The organism is Rhodococcus pyridinivorans (genome assembly GCF_900105195.1).
Classification (GTDB): domain Bacteria; phylum Actinomycetota; class Actinomycetes; order Mycobacteriales; family Mycobacteriaceae; genus Rhodococcus; species Rhodococcus pyridinivorans.
Genome location: NZ_FNRX01000002.1, coordinates 4,427,319 through 4,446,168, shown reverse-complemented (window position 1 = coordinate 4,446,168; position 18,850 = coordinate 4,427,319). Strand labels below are relative to the sequence as shown.

The following is an 18,850-nucleotide window of genomic DNA, read 5'->3' as shown; positions in this document are numbered from 1 at the left end:
GATGACCGAGAACAAGCCGATCGTCGTGGCCGTCGACGGATCCGACGCGTCCACGACCGCGGTGCACTGGGCGGCACGGACGGCTGCGATCCGCGGCCTGCCGTTGCGCATCGTCACCGTCGTGCACATCCCCGCCTTCTACTACTCCGAGCCCTACCTCGCGCAGAGCTTCCACGAGGAGATGAAGGCGACGGCCCGCGACCGGCTCGACAACGCGGCCGTGCTCGCCCGGCAGATCATCGACGAGAACCGTCACGGGAACGTCGAGATCACCACCGAACAGCTCGAAGGCAAGGTCGTTCCCACGCTCATCGCACAGGCCGAGCACGCCGACCGGCTCGTCGTCGGCTCGCGCGGCCTCGGCGAGGTGAAGGGCCTGCTCGCCGGTTCGGTCTCCACGGCGGTCGTCTCGCACGCGATGGCGCCCGTCGTCGTGGTGCGGGGCCGCACCTTCGACGGTGCGCCGCCGACAAAGGGGCCCGTCGTCGTCGGTGTCGACGGCTCGGTCTCGTGCCGCGACGCGGTGGAGGTCGCGTTCGAGGAGGCATCCGCACGCGGCGCGACGCTCGTCGCGGTGAACGTGTGGAGCGACGTGAGCGTCCAGCCCTCGCTCGGCGCCGTCCCGGAGGACCCGCACTGGAGCCGGATCCAGACCGGTGAGGAGATCGTGCTCGCCGAACGTCTCGCCGGATACCAGGAGCGGTACCCGGACGTCACCGTCGAACGTGTCGTCGCCCGCGACCGGCCGGTGCGAGTGCTCAGCGAATACGCCGAGGCCGCACAGCTTCTCGTGGTCGGAACCCGCGGACGCGGCGGCTTCAAGGGGTTGCTGCTCGGCTCCACGAGCAATGCGCTGATCCAGACCGCGGACTGCCCGGTCCTCGTCGTCCGGTCGAAGCAGACCGAGGACTGATCCCGGACGAGGGAGCGATGCGGGGCGTCACCCGAAGTCGTCGACGCCCCGCTCGCGCAGTTCCCTCCACGCGTCGGCCGGATGCACGCCGCGGCTGATCGCGCCGTTCTCGATGAGCACCCCGAGCATCTGCGAGAGTACGAACGCGACGTCCTCGACGCGCCCGCACTCGTAACGGGCGGACAGCCACCCGGAGACGTTGCCGGCCTTGGCGGCCTGTGCCATGTCCAGGGCCGTGCGGAACAACTCGCGGGTCGGATCGTCGATCGGATCCTCGGTCGGTGCGCTCATCGTCACCTCGATCTCTCTTCTCGTCAGAAACCCACGCGCAGGATCACCAGCGGCACGACCGGCAGGTCGAGCATCTCTGCCAGGCGCGAACCGGCGTCCTCGACCCGCAGCGGATGCGTCACGACCGACGCCGACAATCGCGCATCGATGGCCGCGAGCCAGCACCGCTCCACCGCCGCGCCCACCCGGACCAGATCCGCCGGCGAGGTGGACGGGGCGGAGAACAGCAGCACCGATTCGCGCGCGATCGCCGCCGCCAGCGCATCGACGTCGGGGATCCCCGACGTGACCATGGCCTCGCCGGCCGCGCCGTGTTCGTCGAGGGTCGCGCTCCAGGTGGTGACCACCTCGGCGTTGCCGCGCGGCTGCCAGTGGGAGGTCCACGAGAACATCTCCCGCTGGTAGTGCGGGTGACGCCGGCGGGCCTCCGCCGCATAGGCGAGCACCTGCGCCAGGGCGACGGCCTCGTCGGCGGCGAGCAGACGCACGTCGACGTCGGGTATCTCCCCGGCCGCGGCGACGACGTCTGCGAGCGTCGCCGTCGGCACCGGGATGTCGGTGAACGATTCGCGATGGCTGCGCCGATGCGAGATGGCGGCGTACAACCGCAGGTCGCGGCTACTCGGGGTACCCGAGCCGAGCGTCTCGATCCGGGCGATGAGCTCCGGACGTTGCGGATCGGGCAGCACCGAGGTGCGCGATCGGTTGCCGAGGACCCGGATCGCGAGCTCGAGATTCGCGAGGGCCGTGCCACACGAGATCAACCGGTCGACGCGCAGCGGGTCCGGTCCCGGCTCGGCGAACTCGAGGCGTTCCTCCAGTTCGGCGCTGTGATCGGGCAGTCGCAGATTCCACGGTTGCGTGTCGTGTACCGAGGGTGCCTCCACCACCGCACGCGCAATGATCTCGGTGTCACCGAGCGACCAGGTTCCGGCATCGACAGTCACGACATCCTCCGCGTCGGCTCGTTCGCCCTACATGTCCACCTCTGCCCTTCCAGCGTCTCCCGAGCGGCGCCCGCGGGGCAGGGGGAGAAGGTCCCCAGATGGGTGTCGAACGGCCCCGAGGACGTGGGTATCGCGGTACACCTGGGACAATGACGGGACAGCATGTCAACGAAAGGTGCCCGAGATGACCCGCGTGTTCCTCGTCGACGATCACGAGATCGTGCGGCGCGGCCTGGTGGATCTGCTGAGCAGCGTGCCCGACTTCACCGTCGTCGGTGAGGCCGCCTCGGTGGGCGAGGCCCTGGCCCGCGTGCCCGAGAGCGGCGCCGACGTCGCGGTGCTCGACGTGCGGCTTCCCGACGGCAACGGTGTCGAACTGTGCCGCGAGCTGCGTACCCGCATGCCGGGTCTGCGCGCCCTGATGCTCACCTCCTACGCCGACGACGAGGCACTCTTCGACGCGATCATGGCAGGCGCCTCCGGGTTCGTGCTCAAGCAGATCCTCGGCACCGACCTCGTCTCGGCGATCCGCACCGTCGGCGAGGGCGGCTCGTTGCTGGACAGCCGCGCCACCGCCGCCCTCATGGAGCGGATCCGGGCGTCGCGCACGGCCGATCCGCTGGCCGAGCTGTCGGAGCAAGAACGCGCCGTCTTCGAACTCATCGGTGAGGGCCTGACCAACCGGGAAATCGCCGAACGGCTGTTCCTCGCGGAGAAGACTGTGAAGAACTACGTCTCGCGGCTGCTGGCGAAGCTCGGCATGCAGCGCCGCACGCAGGCCGCGGTGCTCGCCACCGAGCTGCGCAACGAGCGCGGCAAGCCGACGTCCTAGTCCGACGCGGGCGGGACCCGTTCCGTCAGAGCGGGACCGCCCACAGCACCCGGGTGCCGCGCGGGTGGGCCGGACCGATCTCGCACGACCCGCCGCACTGCACGGCGCGCCGCTCGAGGTTCGCCAGCCCGCTGCGGCGAGGCATGTCGGGCAGACCCGTGCCGTCGTCGAGGATCTCGATCCGGAAATCGTCCTGAACCGAGACCGACACCGAGATGTTGTCGGACTGGGAATGGCGCAGCGCGTTGCTCAGCCCCTCGCGGAGCACAGCCTCGGCATGCGGGTGGATGCGCATCGGCACCAGCGTGTCGATGGGTCCGACGAACTGCACGTTGGGCGCCACCGAGGAGTGGATGCTCAGGTCGCCCACCACGTCCAGCAGTCTCCGGCGCAGACTGTTCGACGCCGCCGCGCCGGTGGTGTGCAGATCGAAGATGGTCGTGCGGATCTCGCGCACCGTCCGGTCGAGCTGTTCGATCGCGTGGCGGATCACCTCCACGACGCGTTCGGTACCCGCACCGTCCGCGGTCGCGCTCTGCAAGCTCATACCCGTGGCGAACAGGCGCTGGATGACGTTGTCGTGCAGGTCCTGTGCGATGCGATCGCGATCGGCCAGCACGTCGAGCAACCGCTTCTTGCGTTGCTGTTCGGCGAATTCGAGGGCCACGGCCGCGAGGTTCGCCATGGATTCGAAGCGGGCCACGTCCTCGTCGTCCCACGGTTCGGTACCGGCCTCGCGGGTCGCGACGAGCACACCCGTGACCGTCGACGTCGCCGACAGCGGCAGCACCACCGCGTGTCCTTCGTCGCCCTGCTCCATCGGTGGCAGTCCCTCGAGGGTATCGAGGTGCATCGGCTGCCTGCTCTTGAGCGCTTTCAGCACAGGCGATCCGGTGAGATCGAAACGCTTGTCCTTCCCGCACGGCGCTGCGGGGGACGCGGCCTGCAGGCGGCCGTGGTGGCCGTCGACGAGCATCACATAGGCGCCCGCACACCGGGCGAGTTCGCGGACCTGGCCGGTGAGCATCGACAGCGTCTCGTCCACCGACCCACCCATCAGCAGCCGGGAGTTGATGGATGCCATTGCGGTAAGCCATCTCTCGCGGTCGAGGGAGCCCTCGAACAGGCGCGCGTTCTCGACGGCCACACCGGCGGACATCGCGAGCACCTTGAGGATCACCTCGTCCTCTTCGGTGAACTCGGGTGCGCCCAGTTTCTCGGTGAGGTAGATGCTGCCGAAAACCTTGCCGCGCACCATGATCGGAGTTCCGAGGAAGCTCTTCATGGGCGGATGGTTGGGCGGGAAACCGATGGAGGCGGAATGCTTCGACAGGTCGCCGAGACGGACCGGCCGGGGATCGTTGATGAGCAGACCCAGGATGCCCCGGCCCTCGGGCAGATGGCCCATCACCTCGCGCTGCGTCGGATTGATCCCGACGTACACGAACTCCGACAGACCACCGTCGGCGGCGCGCACGCCGAGCGCGCCGTAGCGGGCGTCGAGAAGGGCGGTCGCGGCGGAGACGATGCGCTGGAGCATGGAGTCGAGTTCGAGACCCGACCCCACCACGAGCACCGCTTCGAGCAGTCCGCGCAGGGTCGTCGGGGCGTCGACGGAATCGTCGAGCCGGTCGCGGAGCTCGGCGAGCAGCGTGTCGATGGCGACGTCGGTGGGTTCGATCATGACTTCTTCTCTTCCAGCAGGTGCAGCGCGGCGGACACGGCGGATTCCGAGGGATCCGTCTTCGCGCGGCTCAGGTCGTGTGCGGCCCCGGTGACCTCGATGAGAGTCGTGGCCGCGGGCAGGAGATCGAGTGCCTCCCGCAGTTCGTCGAAGGTACCGAAGGGGTCGCGGTCGCCGTGGACGAACACCGTGGGCACCGATATCTTCGGCAGGTGCTCGGTGCGCAGCTTCTCCGGCTTGCCCGGGGGATGGAGGGGATAGGACAGCAGGACGAGGGCGTCGGCGATGCCGGGTTCGTCGGCCGCGAGCATCGACGTCTGCCGGCCGCCGTAGGAGACGCCGCCGAGCAGTAAGGGCCCGGACACGCGGTCGCGCAGCTCCGCGGCCGCGGCGGACACACCCTCGCGGTCCTCCGCGGCGCGGGACGGCTGCGGGGGTCCCTTGGGCTTGCGACGGCGAAACGGCAGGTCGTAGCGCAGGGCGAGGAAGCCGGCATCGGCGAACCGGGAGCACATCAGCTGCAGGATCCGGGCGTCGCAGTTGCCGCCGGCGCCGTGCGTCAACGCGACGGCACCCCGCGGACTGCCCTCGGGAAGATGCAGGTGACCGGCCACGGTGCCGGTGTCCAGCGGTTCGACATTCACACCGATACGGTAACCGCCGCGTCGGCGACGGCACCGGTGACGAAGCCGTAGACGCTCTTGTGGAGGACGTCGATCGCCAGCTCGGAACGGGGCCACGTTTGCGGGGGTGCTCCCACGCCGGTCGCGTTCTCGAGGATCTGGTCGTTGGTCAGACGGACGACGGTGAACTTCGACGATGCGAGCGGCCCCCGCAGGCCCACCTCGGCCATGACCGAACGCAGGACGCCGAGGGCGATATCCTGCCCGAAGTGCATCGCCCAGTTCAGGGCGGTCGAGCGCTGTCCGGCCGATTCCGAGGCGCCCGTCAACCGTGCGAGTACGCGGCCCGGCACGTGGGAGTTCGGTCGCCCGGTGACGGCCTGCTCGATCTTCTCCCCGATGGTCATGGCGGCCACGCCGGCCGCACCGGCGACCAGGCCTGTGGCCCTGGCTGTCGTGCTCGCCGTCCGCTGGTACGGCGGGATGGGGCGGGCCCGAGCACGGGCGGTCACCGTCGGTCGCGCTCGACCGGCCGTATGAGCCGTACCCACATGCGGTGCAGCATCGCGGCGAACACCGCGACCCAGGCCGCCACCGCGACCCACAATTCGGCGGCGCCGATCGCGCCGACCAGTGGCAGATCGTCGGCGCGACCCAGATACATCCCCGCGATCGCGTACATGCCGAGCGGGAAGACGATCGACCACAGGGACGAGTCGTAGTCCAGCCGCACCCGGTGGACGCGGTGTCGCCACCAACCGGCCGCGACGAGCGGGGGGAGCAGCCACGTCGCGAAGACCCAGATGACGACGGCGAGGCCCGCGATCAGTCCGCGGGTCGCGTCGACCATCGGTGCGTCGTCCATCTCGACGATCCGTGAACCCGCCACGACGGTGATCGAGCACGCTCCCATCGACACCCAGTAAGGGGCGGTCAGGTCGGTGGGTCGCAACGGGTACTGCAACATCCGCACCGCGACGAAGACACCGGCCGCCGCGTACAGGAACAGCCCGACGCCCCAGGTGAACACCGCGAGGGCGGCGAGGAGCCGGTCCAGTTCGCGGTAGACCGGTTGGAGCGTGGCCGCGGCGATGGCCACCGACTCGCTGGCGACGACCCAGATGAACCACGTTCCGTTCGCCTTCGCGAGGACGGGACGCTCCGCCGTGCCGAGCACGGCGGTCCACGGGACGACATATCCGAGCACCAGCCACGTCGCCGCCGCGCCCACGAGTAGTACGGCCGCGGTGGAATGCCAGCCGTCCATCATCAGGCGTACGCCGAGCACGTTGCTGCCCGCGACGAAGGTGAAGAAGCCGAACGCCCGTCCGGAATCGGCGAGATCGGCGCGGACCTCGTCGCGGAACGCGAAGAACCGCCACACCGACAGGGCCACCAGCGTCGCGTATCCGATCGCGGACACGATCAGCAGCACGGCCGATGCGAGGTGGAAACCGCGGAGGTGGAGTCCGGTGGACACGATTCCGCCGGCCATGACGAAGGCGAAGTAACCCGGCGCGAGGATGCGGACTTCTTCGCGGAGACGGGAAGGGGCCTGCACTGCGTGCCCGCTACTTCAGCAGGCGGGACATCCGCCGGTCGGCGAGGACCTTCCCTCCGGTCTGGCAGGTCGGGCAGTACTGGAACGAACGGTCGGTGTAGGAGACCTCGCGGACGGTGTCGCCGCACACCGGGCACGGCTCACCGGTGCGGCCGTGCACGCGCAGCCCCGACCGTTTCTCGCCCTTGAGGCGCGCCGCGTCCTGCCCGACCGAGCGCGTGACGGCATCGGTCAGCACCGACCGCATCGCCCCGTACAGCGCGGTCACCTCGTCGTCGGTCAGCCGTCCGGCGGTCGCGAACGGTGACTGCTGCGCGACGTGCAGGATCTCGTCGGAGTAGGCGTTGCCGATGCCCGCGAGAATCTTCTGGTCGATCAGCAACGTCTTGAGGCGCGAGGTGCTGTCGGTCAGGAGCTCGGCGAACTCGTCGCGGGTGAGGGCGAGCGCGTCGGGGCCGAGGCGGGCGATGCCGGGCACCTGCTGCGGATCGTCGACAATCCAGACCGCGAGGCGCTTCTTCGTGCCGGCCTCGGTGAGATCGAAGGCCGGTGTCGTCGCGTCGGGGGCGAACAGGTGCACGCGGAGGGCGAGCGGACCGCGACCGAGTTTCGGGGGAGTCTGCGACGGTTCGTCGAGCCAGCGCAACCAGCCGCCGCGCGACAGGTGCGTGATCAGGTGCAGCCCCGAGCAGTCGATCGCGAGGAACTTGCCGAAGCGCACCGCTCCGGTGATGTCGCGTCCCTGCAGCGCCGTGATCGGCGGGTCGGCCGTCTGCAGTACGTTCAGCGCCGCGACGTCGATGCGTCCGATGACGCTGCCGACCGCGTGCTCGCGCAGGAACACCGCAAGTGCTTCCACCTCGGGGAGCTCGGGCATGGGAACAGGCTACGGTCGCCGGGCCGTTCGCGGGTGGCGACGGACACCTTCGACCCACCGATAGACTGCGCTCGTGACTGTGTCGACGCCCTACGAAGACCTGATGCGCCTGATCCTCGAGACCGGCGCGGAGAAGGCGGACCGTACCGGAACCGGCACGCGGAGCCTGTTCGGCCATCAGATGCGCTTCGATCTGTCCGAGGGCTTCCCGCTGATCACCACGAAGAAGGTGCACCTGAAGTCCATCGTCTACGAGTTGCTGTGGTTCCTGCGCGGCGACTCCAACGTCAAGTGGCTGCAGGAGCACGGCGTGACGATCTGGGACGAGTGGGCCGCACCCGACGGCGATCTGGGCCCGGTCTACGGCGTGCAGTGGCGCTCGTGGCCGACCCCCGACGGGCAGCACATCGACCAGATCGGCCAGGTGATCGAGACCCTGCGCACCGACCCCGATTCGCGGCGCATCCTCGTCTCGGCGTGGAACGTGGCCGAGCTCGACAAGATGGCGCTCATGCCGTGCCACGCCTTCTTCCAGTTCTACGTGGCCGACGGCAAGCTCAGCTGCCAGCTCTACCAGCGCAGCGCCGACATGTTCCTCGGCGTGCCGTTCAACATCGCCAGCTACGCGCTGCTCACCCACATGGTCGCGCAGCAGACCGGACTCGAGCCGGGAGAGTTCATCTGGACCGGCGGCGACTGCCACATCTACTCGAACCACATCGAGCAGGTCACGGAGCAGCTCACCCGTGATCCGTATCCCTACCCGACGTTGAAGCTGCACCCGCGCGACTCGATCTTCGACTACCGCTACGAGGACGTCGAGGTGGTCGGCTACCGGCACCACCCGGCGATCAAGGCGCCGGTGGCCGTCTGATGGGGGATGTCACCCTCGTCTGGGCTCAGGCACGTGGTGGTGTGATCGGCCGGGAGAACACCATCCCGTGGCACATCCCCGAGGACATGGCGTTCTTCAAGGACGCGACGATGGGAAAGCCGGTGATCATGGGCCGGCTCACCTGGGATTCACTGCCGCCGAGGTTCCGGCCGCTACCGGGACGCCGGAACATCGTCGTCACCCGCAACGTCGAGTGGTCGGCCCAGGGCGCCGAGACCGCGACGAGCCTCGAGGACGCACTGACACTCGCCCGTGAGGACGAGGTCGTCGTCATGGGTGGGGGCCAGATCTACGCGCAGGCGATGCCGTTCGCGAAGCAGCTGCTCGTGACCGAGGTCGACCTCGACGTCGCAGGAGATGCGACCGCACCTCCGATCGGCGCCGAGTGGGTGGCGGATCCCGGAGAATGGCTGACGTCCACCAAGGGAATCAGGTTCCGCTGGATCCGGTACGCCCGAAGCTGAGTTCTCGCGGCGGCATCTGAGCGATACTGCGGTACATGGACAAGCTCTCCTTGACCGCCATGGCACGGCAGCAGCTCAAACTCGCAGCGACGTCCAGCAGCGGACGCAGCTCCCAGACGGTTTTCGGTGGGCATACCAAGCACCTGCGGCAGACCGTCGTCGCGTTGCTGGCGGGGCACGAACTCGGCGAGCACGACAGCCCGGGCGAGGCGACCCTGCAGGTGCTGTCGGGTCAGCTCCAGCTCGTCGCCGGCAACGACGTGTGGAAGGGTTCGGCGGGCGACATGATCATCATCCCGCCGGTCCGGCACAGCGTCAGCGCCATCGAGGACGTCGCCTTCCTGCTCACCGTCGCCAAGTAGCGTCGCTCACTGCACGCGCCGAGTAGCGACGCTCATTGCGCGCGTCGAGAAGCGGCGCTTACTGAACAGGTGCCGGAGCGGCGTACCCGCGGTAGCCCTCCCACGCGAGGCGGCGCTCGCGACGCGGATCGTGCTCGATGCGCGTGACCTCGTCGAAAATCACTGTCGCGCGGTCCTTCTCGTCGTAGGGTGGCCACGACGGCAGTGGTTCACCGTGCCGGGCCACGTTCAGCCACTGGCGCTGCATCGCCCCGGCGGCCGTCCGCAGGCCGCGTCGCCCACCGAGTGCCGTGAGCGCCCGGCCGAGCGGTTCGTCGGTCTGGTCGAAGACCGCGAGCAACTCCACCGCGTGCGTCGCGTCGAAGCCCGTCCAGCGCAGCACTCGCGGCGCGAGATCGAAGCGGTACATGAAGGTCGGCGCGAAACGCGAATGTGCCTGCGCGAACTGCACGGACGGATACCAGAAGGTGAGGTCGCCGCCGAGATCGATCGCGGCACGCTCGTCCGGATATCCCGGATAGATCCCCGTGATGCGATCCTTCGCCTCGGGATCTGTCGCGGCGAACAGTGCGTCGATCCGCCGAGGGTTCGTCGGCAGCGCGTCGAGGAACTTCGGGAACAGTGCACCTTCGCGGTCGTTCGTCCCGAGCACGAGCGGAACGGGATGCGCCGCGCCCGTCTCGTACGCCTCGAGCGGTTGGAGCGGAACGAAATCGCCGTCGACGACCGGGCCGAAGGGATGCAGACCGGGAGTCGCGCGCAGTACCTGCGCCCCGAGGCGCGATCCCACCCGCCCGAGTTCGACGGGGGAGGTGTCGAGCAGCGCCTGCGCGGCGGTATCCGGATCGGCACCGAGCAGTTCGACGAACTTCCGGCCCCATTCGGCCGAGCGGTCGGAGGTGACGACGAGATTCGGCGCCGGGCTCTGTGCGATCGCGGCGGAGAACAGTCCGCGCGCGGCGGGTGTCGCGAGCAGGGTCGTCACCGAGGTGCCGCCGGCGGACTCGCCGAAGATCGTCACGTTGTCGGGGTCGCCGCCGAAGGCCGCGATGTTGCGCTGGACCCATTCGAGCGCCGCCACCTGGTCGCGCAGACCGAGATTGGAATCGAATCGGACCGAATCGGTGGAGAAGGACCCGAAGTCGAGATAGCCGAGCGCTCCGAGACGGTAGTTGATCGACACGTAGACTACGTCGCCGCGTCGGACCAGCGACTCGCCGCCGTAGACCGACAGGGCACTCGTGCCGAGGGTGAAGGCGCCGCCGTGGATGAACACCATGACCGGTCGCGGTGCATGGACCCGACCGGCGGGGGCGAGCACGTTGAGGGTCAGGCAGTCCTCGTCGGGACGCACTCGCACCCCGCGACGACCGGTCTCGGCGTAGCGCGGACGCTGCGGGGCGGCATTTCCGAACTGCGTCGCATCGCGCACTCCCGTCCAGGGCTCGACCGGTTGCGGCGCCCGCAGCCGCAGCGGGCCCACCGGGGGAGCGGCGTAGGGAATGCCGCGCCAGGCGAGGAGGCCGTCGAGCCGGGTGCCGCGGACGGTTCCGTCGGCGAATGTGACGTGGGTCTCGGGCGTCATGCTCCGCACTGTACGTGACGGGGCGTCACGGTAGCCGCCGTGTCCACCGTCGACGTCACCAGAAGTGGGGCTCGAGGCCTCGGCCCGCGAGCTCTGCCCGTACGTAGGTGTGCAGCGTCGCGGTGTCGGGGAAGCGCTCCTCGTCGAGGGCGACGAACGCGAGTGTGTACCGCTCGTCGGTGTGGCAGGCGTAGACCGACAGGCGGGTCGTGGTGCGGGCCGGCCGGGTGTCGAGTCCCGGGTGCATAGCGCGCATCGCGATCCCGGTGGTGCGGTACGGGCCCAGCGTGGTGAGCTCGCGGGGCACCGCGCCGATGTTGGAACACAACAGGTCCCGCTCACCGGCACCGCGCGCGACGCGGGCGGCGATCCGGTCGGGGAGGAGTTGCAGGATCTCGGCCGGCATGTTGTGCGGCGCGCCCTCCCGCGGCTGCGAATAGGCGTGCGCGGCGCGGGCCCGGATGGAGGCGAGCGTGTCGCCGTCGTCGACGGTGATCCCCACCATCGACACGCCGTTGGAGACGGTTCCCTCCTTCCGGTCGTCGACCGGAACGGAGATGCGCACGGGGAACGGGATGCGGGCGCGCCGGGCGACACCGGCGGACACGGCGAGCAGCAGGGCGTTCGGGCTGCCGTCCTCCGCGGCCGCGACGGCCTTCCACTGCGCCGCGTCGACGTCGACGAGCGCGGTGCGCGGTCGCGAGTGCACCGACTGCGGCGCGGTCGGTTTCTCCGTGCGAGGTGTGTACTTCACGCGGCGCAGCCCGCTGCCGACCTTCCGGAACAACTGCATCGCATCGCGTAGGTCGGATTGGCGACCGGGGTCGGGTCGTCGCGGCCGGTCGGCGAGCGCGTCGGCGACCGCGCGGACGAATCCCCGCGCGTCGGTCAGGACGTGCGAGCACACGATCGACAGTGCGGTGCCGCCGCTCGTGAGTCGGGTCGCGGCGACCGCCCAGCCGGGACCGAGCTCGGGATCGACGTCCACGTTCGCGTGCTCGTCGGCCCAGGCGAGGAGCTCGTCGTCGGGGATGGGGGTCGCGGGATAGCGCAGTGGATGGACGTGCGTGTTGGGTTCGAAGCGGGGGCGTGCACCGGGAACCCGGGGACGGACCACACGGCGACCGAGCGGGCCTTCGGACAGCACGTCGTGCAGGGACAGCAACAGGGTCGCGTCCACGGTCTCGTCGGTGCGCCACAGACCCTGCATCACCGACGGCAGGCCGGTTCCTTTGTGGCGGTGGAGGAACATCTCGTCCACGACGCTCAGGCGATTCACAGTCCCGACCGTAGCGCCGACCGTTGACCGAAGCACTGAACCGAGGTTCAATCCTTGGTGTGGCGTACCGGCGGACACCCGCAGTGCAGGAGCGACTCGACGCGCAGCGCGAGGCGATCGCCGCTGCCGCCGTGACTCTGCTCAGCGAACGCGGATACAGCGGACTGTCCGTCTCGGCGGTCGCCGAACGGGCCGGCGTCGCCACCGGCAGCGTCTACCGGCACTACGTCGACAAGTCCGATCTCATGGTGCGGATCTTCCGGGAACTGTGCGAGCGGGAGGTCGAGGCCGTGACGTCCGCGGCCGCAACCGGATCCGGTGCCGACCGGGTGACCGCGGTGGTCGACACCTTCTCCCGCCGTGCGCTGCGCAATCCCACCCTCGCCTACGCCCTGCTCGCCGAACCGGTCGACGCCGCGGTCGACGCCGAACGACTCGTGTTGCGCCGCGCCTTCGCAGCGGCCTTCGCGAACGCCGTGCGCCACGGCGTCGAGACCGGTGAATTCCCCGAACAGGACGTCGAGCTCACCGCCGCGGCGCTCGTCGGGGCTGTCGGTGAGGTGCTCACCGGTCGCCTCCCCGGCGCGGCCGACGGTCGCCTTCGAGACAGTGCGGCCGACGGTCGCCTTCGAGACAGCGCGGCCGGATCCACCGTCCCCGACCTCGTCGTCCTCGTACTGCGAGCGGCGGGGCATCTGCCTTCCGGAACGACTCAGGAGTGAAGCCGTGAATTTCCCCGCCACCCACGAAGTGTTCAACCAGGTACCGGACCTCGAGCCCTACGGGGCCGCCGACGACCCCGCCCTCCTCGAAGGACTGCGCCGCGAAGGGGCGAGTTGGGCCGAGGACGAGGTCCGCGAACTCGGCGCCCTCGCCGGCACCGCCCGTGCCCAGGACTGGGGGCGGCTCGCCAACGAGTATCCGCCCGTGCTGCACACCCACGACCGCTACGGCCACCGCGTCGACGAGGTCGAGTTCCATCCGCACTGGCACGACCTGATGACCGTCGCCGTCGAGAACGGCCTGCACGCGGCACCCTGGCGCGACCCGCGTCCCGGCGCGCACGTTGCCCGTGCCGCGAAGTTCTACGTGTGGGGGCATACCGATGCCGGGCACATGTGCCCGATCTCGATGACCTACGCCGCGATCCCGGCGCTGCGCCACAACGCCGAACTTGCCGAGCGCTACGAGCCGCTGCTGGCCGCGCCGCACTACGACTTCGGGCTGCGCGAACCCTCCACGAAACGTGGCCTGATCGCCGGGATGTCGATGACCGAGAAGCAGGGCGGTTCCGACGTCCGCGCCAACACCACCACCGCGACCCCCAACGCCGACGGTTCGTACACGATCGTCGGGCACAAGTGGTTCACGTCCGCGCCGATGTCCGACCTGTTCCTCACGCTCGCGCAGACCGAGCACGGACCGTCGTGCTTCCTGCTCCCGCGGGTCCTGCCCGACGGCACCCGCAACGCCATCCGCATCCAGCGGCTGAAGGACAAGCTCGGCAACAAGTCGAACGCCTCCTCCGAGATCGAGTACGAGAACGCGATCGGCTGGCTCGTCGGCCCGGAAGGTCGCGGCATCAACACCATCATCGAGATGGTGAACATGACGCGACTCGACTGTGTCATCGGCTCGGCCGTGAACATGCGGATCGCGACGTTGCGCGCGGTTCACCATGCCCGTCACCGGAAGGCGTTCGGCGCGTTGCTCGTCGACCAGCCGCTCATGCGCAACGTCCTCTCCGATCTCGTCGTCGAGTCCGATGCCGCGACGACGATGATGATGCGTCTGGCCGGGGCGACCGACCGCGCCGCCGGGGACGAGCAGGAGGCCGCCCTGCGCCGCATCGCGCTGGCCGTCACCAAGTACTGGGTGTGCAAGCGGGCACCCGCGGTCGCCGCCGAAGCCCTCGAATGCCTCGGCGGCAACGGCTACGCCGAGGAATCGGGCATGCCGCGGCTCTATCGCGAGTCGCCGCTCATGTCGATCTGGGAAGGATCCGGCAACGTCGCGGCACTCGACGCGCTGCGTGCAATGGCGCGGCAACCCGACACCGTCGAGGCGTTCTTCACCGAGGTCAGGCTTGCGGAAGGTGCCGATCCGCGGCTCGATTCGGCCATCGCCCGGATCGGCAAGGAACTCGCCGACCTCGAGGACGCCGAGTACCGGGCACGGCGGGTCGTGGAGCTCATGGCCCTGGCCCTGCAGGGCGCGCAGCTCGTCCGGCACGGACATCCCGCCGTTGCGGAGGCGTTCTGCCGCAGTCGGCTCGACGACGACTGGGGCATCGCGATGGGCACACTGCCGACCGGCGTGGACACCGCCGCGATCCTCGACCGGGTCTGACGAGGGCGGGTCCGATCCTGCGGCGCTGTCACCCGTCTCAGGTCGAGGGCATACTGGAATACGTCCTGCGAGGAATCGACTACGGGTGGAGCCCGTCATGATCGGCAGCAACGAATGGTGGGAGTGGGGTCGGCAGATCGCACTCGCGGTGACCGAGCCGCATGCACTGCACCGTGCCCGCATGATCGTGCGCGGCGTCGTCGCCGAATCCGAGGCGGTGAGCGACAGCCGCCGGGGCGACGCCGAGATCCACTCCGTCAACCTCGCGCAGGGCACTCCGGTCACGATGAGCCCCCGACTGGCATCGATGGTGCGGTCGGCGCTGTGGGCGGCCCGCATGACGGGCGGGACCATCACCCCGGTCGACTCCGACGACGCCTCCGTCGATGCCGGAGCCATCCCGCCGATCCATCCCATCCCCACCTACCGCGACGTGCAGATCGACGGAGACATCGTGCTCGCTCCTTTCGGGGTGAGTCTCGAACTCGGCGCGACGGCCGTGGCCGACACCGTCGACTACTCCGCGGCGCTCGTCGCGAATCTGCTCGAATGCGGGGCGCTCGTGCGCATCGGCGACGTGATGGCCACCGCGGGGCACGCGCCTGCCGGGGGATGGCAGGTGCCGCTCCCGGACCGGGGCTCGGTCGAACTGCCGGCCGGATCGGCGATGGCGTCGCACACCAGCGACGTCGCCGACCCCGAGCGGTGGCGTCTCGTCAGCGTCATCGCTCCCGACGCGGTGTGGGCTCATGCGGCCGCGGCGACGGCGTTGCAGCGGGGCATCGGAGCCCTGTCGTGGCTCGAACAGTACGACCTGCCGGCGCGTCTCGTCGACACGCACGGACGGGTCCGGACCACCACGGCCTGGTCCGATCCGAAGGCTGCTTGATCTCTCGAGCAGGATGCGATCAGGCTCCGTCGCGCAGGGTGCGGTAGACCTCGATCAGGTGGTCGGTGGACGCGTCGCCGGTGTCGGGGATCTCGTCGCCGGCGAGCACCGTCTGCAGGGCGGTGGCCTGGGTCTTGCCGAGTTCGACGCCCCACTGGTCGAACGAGTCGATCCCCCACACGACGCCTTGGACGAAGGTCTGATGTTCGTAGAAGGCGATGATCTGCCCGACCACCGACGGGGTCAGTTCCGGGGCGAGGATCGTCGTCGACGGCCGATCCCCGGGCATCACCTTGTGCGCCACCAACGCCTCGTCGACGCCGTCGGCGCGGACCTCGTCGGCATCACGCCCGAAGGCCAACACTTTGGCCTGGGCGAACATGTTCGCCAGCAACAACACCTGCATGCTGGTCTGCCCGTCGCGGGCGGGCAGGTCGTCGCCGCTACGGGCGAGGCCGAGAAAGTCGACGGGGACGATCTCGGTGCCCTGGTGCAACAGCTGGAAGAAGGCGTGCTGACCGTTGGTACCGGGCTCACCCCAGAACACCTCCCCGGTCGGACACACCACCGGTGTGCCGTCGGCGCGCACGGATTTGCCGTTCGATTCCATGGTCAGCTGCTGCAGATAGGCCGGCAGCCGCGCCAGATCCTGCGCATAGGGCACCACCGCGCGCGACCGATAACCGAGGATGCTCGCATTCCACACCCCGATCACCCCCGCCAGCAACGGTGCGTTCCGGGCCGGGGCGGTGGTGGCGAAGTGGGTGTCGATGGTGTGCATGCCGGCGAGGAACTCGGCGAACCGCTCGCGTCCGATGGCGCACATCACCGCCAGCCCGATCGCCGAGCCGACCGAATAACGGCCGCCGACCCAGTCCCAGAATTCGAACATGTTCGCCGGGTCGATGCCGAACTCGACCACCCGCTCGGTGTGCGTCGACACCGCGACGAAATGCTTCGCCACCGCATCTTCCCCGAGGGCGTCGACGAGCCAGCGGCGGGCGGCGGTGGCGTTGGAGAGGGTTTCGAGGGTGGAAAACGTCTTCGACGCGACGATGAACACGGTCGTCGCCGGGTCCAGGTCGGCCAGTGCCGCGGTCAGATCGGCGGGGTCGACGTTGGAGACGAACCGCGTCGCCGGCCCGTCGTGGAAGCGCCGCAGTGCGCGGGTGACCATCGCCGGGCCGAGATCGGAGCCGCCGATGCCGATGTTGACCACCGTGGTGATCTGCTGCCCGGTGGCGCCGCGCCAGTCGCCGCTGCGGAGGCGGTCGGTGAACTCGCCCATCCGGTCGAGCACGGCATGGACATCGGCGACGACATCGACCCCGTCGACGATCAACTGCGCATCGCGGGGCAGACGCAGGGCGGTGTGCAGCACCGCCCGATCCTCGGTGACGTTGATGTGCGCACCCGAGAGCATCGCCTCCCGAGCCGCGGCGATCCCCGCGGTGTCGGCGAGCTCGAGCAGGGCCTGCACGACCGGGGTGTCGAGGCGTTGTTTGCTGAAATCGATCACCAGATCCCCGGCAGGGACCGTCAACGCCGAGACCCTGTCGGGTTCGGTGGTGAACAACTGCCGCAGCGACACCGATTCGAGCCGGTCGCGATGGTCTTCCAGAGCTTTCCACGGTGCCGTTGCGGTTACGTCGCTCATGTCGTCGACAGTAGTGCGCCCCGACACGGTGCGCCCGGTGTGCAACTGGGCCCCGGTGTGTGACGAAGGGATCCCTCGGTTTCCCACAGCGAGCGACCGCGACGCGCATGATGGGGCATATGGATGCTGCAGAACTGATTCGGTCCGTCCCCACCGACCTGTTCCTCGGCGGTGAGTGGGTGGCGGCCGAGAACGGAGCCACCTTCGGAGTCCACGATCCCGCGACCGGTGACGAACTCACCCGTGTCGCCGATGCCGCGCCCGGTGATGCCTTGCGGGCCCTCGACGCGGCCGTCGCGGCCGGTCCGGAATGGGCTGCGACCCCGCCGCGAGAACGCGCCGAACTGTTGCGGACGGTGTGGCGGAAGATCACCGAACGCGCCGACGACTTCGCGCTGCTCATGACACTCGAGATGGGTAAGGCACTACCGGAGAGCCGATCGGAGGTGACCTACGGCGCCGAATTTCTGCGATGGTTCTCCGAGGAGGCGGTCCGCATCGCCGGTCGCTACACGCCCGCCCCTGCCGGCACCGGTCGCGTTCTCGTGACGAAACAACCCGTCGGTCCCTGCCTGGCCATCACACCGTGGAACTTCCCGCTCGCGATGGGAACCCGCAAGATCGGTCCCGCCCTCGCGGCGGGATGCACGATCATCGTCAAGCCCGCGTCCGAGACGCCCCTCACGATCCAGCTGCTCGCGCAGCTCTTCGACGAGGCAGGACTACCCAAGGGTGTCCTGTCGGTGCTCCCGTCTTCACATGCCGGTGAGGTCACCGGGCCGCTCCTCGAGGATCCCCGGCTGCGCAAGCTCACCTTCACCGGCTCCACCGAGGTCGGGCGCATGCTCGCCGAGAAGGCCGGTCGTTCGCTGCTGCGCACCTCGCTCGAGCTCGGAGGCAACGCGCCGTTCGTCGTCTTCGAGGACGCCGACCTCGACGCCGCGGTCGAGGGCGCGGTGGCAGCCAAGCTGCGCAACGGGGGAGAGGCCTGCACGGCCGCGAACCGCTTCCACGTCCACAACTCGGTGCGCGACGCCTTCGTCGCCAAGCTCACCGAACGCATGGCGTCGTACAAGCTCGGGCCGGGAACGGACCCCGACGCGACGCTGGGCCCCCTGGTCAACGAGAACCAGAAGAAGACCGTGATCGAACTCGTGCAGGACGCGGTGTCGGCGGGTGCCTCGGTGCGCCTGGGCGGTGAACCCGCGGACGGACCGGGATGGTTCTACCCGGCCACCGTGCTCGACGACGTGCCGAAGCAGGCCCGCATCCTGCAGGAAGAGGTCTTCGGGCCGGTCGCGGCCGTCACCGGCTTCGACACCGAGGAGGAAGCCCTCGCAGCGGCGAACGATACCCGCTACGGGCTCGCTGCCTACATCTTCACGCGCGACCTCGACCGGGCCCTGCGCGTGTCGCATGCGCTCGAAACGGGCATCGTCGGTGTGAACCGCGGTGTCGTCTCGGATGTCGCGGCCCCCTTCGGCGGAATCAAGGATTCCGGGCTGGGACGCGAGGGCGGTACCGAAGGCATCGAGGAATTCCTCGAAACCAAGTACATCGCCCTGCAGTAGGGAACTCGGCGATGGTCGGGACGGCCTCGCCGTCAGTGACGCGGACGGCCACGCCGTCAGTGACGCGGACG

19 protein-coding genes are annotated in these 18,850 nt (G+C 69.3%); 9 read left to right on the top strand and 10 right to left on the bottom strand.

Going from position 1 to position 18,850, the window contains the following annotated elements; genetic code table 11:
- Position 1: 1 nt before the first annotated feature.
- The gene (locus BLV31_RS21050; protein WP_006551567.1) at positions 2-913 is read left to right on the top strand and encodes a universal stress protein; all 912 of its coding nucleotides are present in this window, start codon (positions 2-4) and stop codon (positions 911-913) included.
- Positions 914-940: 27 nt separating this feature from the next.
- On the opposite strand, the gene BLV31_RS21045 is transcribed toward BLV31_RS21050, so the two are convergent.
- The gene (locus tag BLV31_RS21045) at positions 941-1,210 is read right to left on the bottom strand and encodes a hypothetical protein (RefSeq protein ID WP_006551566.1); all 270 of its coding nucleotides are present in this window, start codon (positions 1,208-1,210) and stop codon (positions 941-943) included.
- A 17-nt stretch (positions 1,211-1,227) separates the two neighbouring features.
- Entirely contained in the window at positions 1,228-2,151 is a 924-nt protein-coding gene (locus BLV31_RS21040; RefSeq protein ID WP_039583966.1) for a nitroreductase family protein, read from the bottom strand.
- Between the two features lie 184 nt (positions 2,152-2,335).
- Here BLV31_RS21040 and BLV31_RS21035 point away from each other — a divergent pair, with 184 nt between their 5' ends.
- The gene (locus tag BLV31_RS21035) at positions 2,336-2,983 is read left to right on the top strand and encodes a response regulator transcription factor (protein WP_033096942.1); all 648 of its coding nucleotides are present in this window, start codon (positions 2,336-2,338) and stop codon (positions 2,981-2,983) included.
- Positions 2,984-3,008: 25 nt separating this feature from the next.
- Here the strand turns inward: BLV31_RS21035 and BLV31_RS21030 are convergent, their stop codons facing one another.
- From BLV31_RS21030 to BLV31_RS21010, 5 genes are read right to left on the bottom strand one after another with little or no spacing between them, the layout of a single operon-like run.
- Positions 3,009-4,667, bottom strand: coding sequence for a sensor histidine kinase (locus BLV31_RS21030; RefSeq protein ID WP_006551563.1), 1,659 nt, complete (start codon positions 4,665-4,667; stop codon positions 3,009-3,011).
- Positions 4,664-5,311: an alpha/beta hydrolase family protein gene (locus BLV31_RS21025; RefSeq protein WP_019289864.1), complete on the bottom strand. Its 648-nt coding sequence runs from the start codon at positions 5,309-5,311 to the stop codon at positions 4,664-4,666. The genes BLV31_RS21030 and BLV31_RS21025 overlap by 4 nt, the downstream gene beginning before the upstream one ends.
- Complete coding sequence (locus tag BLV31_RS21020) at positions 5,308-5,802, bottom strand: hypothetical protein (RefSeq protein ID WP_039583964.1); 495 nt, start codon at positions 5,800-5,802, stop codon at positions 5,308-5,310. The genes BLV31_RS21025 and BLV31_RS21020 overlap by 4 nt, the downstream gene beginning before the upstream one ends.
- Positions 5,799-6,851, bottom strand: coding sequence for a tellurite resistance/C4-dicarboxylate transporter family protein (locus BLV31_RS21015; protein ID WP_064060182.1), 1,053 nt, complete (start codon positions 6,849-6,851; stop codon positions 5,799-5,801). The genes BLV31_RS21020 and BLV31_RS21015 overlap by 4 nt, the downstream gene beginning before the upstream one ends.
- 10 nt (positions 6,852-6,861) lie before the next feature.
- Positions 6,862-7,728, bottom strand: a complete 867-nt coding sequence (locus BLV31_RS21010) for an Fpg/Nei family DNA glycosylase (protein ID WP_006551556.1) — start codon at positions 7,726-7,728, stop codon at positions 6,862-6,864.
- Positions 7,729-7,801: 73 nt separating this feature from the next.
- Here BLV31_RS21010 and BLV31_RS21005 point away from each other — a divergent pair, with 73 nt between their 5' ends.
- From BLV31_RS21005 to BLV31_RS20995, 3 genes are read left to right on the top strand one after another with little or no spacing between them, the layout of a single operon-like run.
- Positions 7,802-8,602 carry a thymidylate synthase gene (locus tag BLV31_RS21005; protein ID WP_039583962.1) on the top strand — a complete coding sequence of 267 codons (801 nt, stop codon included), beginning with the start codon at positions 7,802-7,804 and terminating at the stop codon, positions 8,600-8,602.
- The gene (locus tag BLV31_RS21000; protein WP_033096739.1) at positions 8,602-9,087 is read left to right on the top strand and encodes a dihydrofolate reductase; all 486 of its coding nucleotides are present in this window, start codon (positions 8,602-8,604) and stop codon (positions 9,085-9,087) included. Before BLV31_RS21005 ends, BLV31_RS21000 begins: the two co-directional genes overlap by 1 nt.
- Before the next feature lie 35 nt (positions 9,088-9,122).
- The gene (locus BLV31_RS20995; protein WP_006551553.1) at positions 9,123-9,449 is read left to right on the top strand and encodes a cupin domain-containing protein; all 327 of its coding nucleotides are present in this window, start codon (positions 9,123-9,125) and stop codon (positions 9,447-9,449) included.
- Between the two features lie 58 nt (positions 9,450-9,507).
- On the opposite strand, the gene BLV31_RS20990 is transcribed toward BLV31_RS20995, so the two are convergent.
- Both BLV31_RS20990 and BLV31_RS20985 read right to left on the bottom strand, forming a co-directional pair.
- Positions 9,508-11,034: a carboxylesterase/lipase family protein gene (locus BLV31_RS20990; RefSeq protein WP_033096738.1), complete on the bottom strand. Its 1,527-nt coding sequence runs from the start codon at positions 11,032-11,034 to the stop codon at positions 9,508-9,510.
- Positions 11,035-11,089: 55 nt separating this feature from the next.
- Positions 11,090-12,313, bottom strand: coding sequence for a hypothetical protein (locus tag BLV31_RS20985; protein ID WP_064060181.1), 1,224 nt, complete (start codon positions 12,311-12,313; stop codon positions 11,090-11,092).
- A gap of 59 nt (positions 12,314-12,372) precedes the next feature.
- Here BLV31_RS20985 and BLV31_RS20980 point away from each other — a divergent pair, with 59 nt between their 5' ends.
- From BLV31_RS20980 to BLV31_RS20970, 3 genes are all read left to right on the top strand, one after another.
- Positions 12,373-13,035, top strand: coding sequence for a TetR/AcrR family transcriptional regulator (locus BLV31_RS20980; protein WP_024103164.1), 663 nt, complete (start codon positions 12,373-12,375; stop codon positions 13,033-13,035).
- 4 nt (positions 13,036-13,039) lie between these two features.
- Positions 13,040-14,662, top strand: a complete 1,623-nt coding sequence (locus BLV31_RS20975; RefSeq protein WP_019289855.1) for an acyl-CoA dehydrogenase family protein — start codon at positions 13,040-13,042, stop codon at positions 14,660-14,662.
- A 97-nt stretch (positions 14,663-14,759) separates the two neighbouring features.
- Positions 14,760-15,551, top strand: coding sequence for an FAD:protein FMN transferase (locus BLV31_RS20970; RefSeq protein WP_033096735.1), 792 nt, complete (start codon positions 14,760-14,762; stop codon positions 15,549-15,551).
- A 19-nt stretch (positions 15,552-15,570) separates the two neighbouring features.
- On the opposite strand, the gene pgi is transcribed toward BLV31_RS20970, so the two are convergent.
- Positions 15,571-17,208, bottom strand: a complete 1,638-nt coding sequence (pgi, locus tag BLV31_RS20965; RefSeq protein WP_074853068.1) for a glucose-6-phosphate isomerase — start codon at positions 17,206-17,208, stop codon at positions 15,571-15,573.
- Positions 17,209-17,327: 119 nt separating this feature from the next.
- Between pgi and BLV31_RS20960 the strand changes: the two genes are divergently transcribed.
- Positions 17,328-18,779, top strand: a complete 1,452-nt coding sequence (locus BLV31_RS20960) for an NAD-dependent succinate-semialdehyde dehydrogenase (protein WP_006553757.1) — start codon at positions 17,328-17,330, stop codon at positions 18,777-18,779.
- Positions 18,780-18,850: the final 71 nt, after the last annotated feature.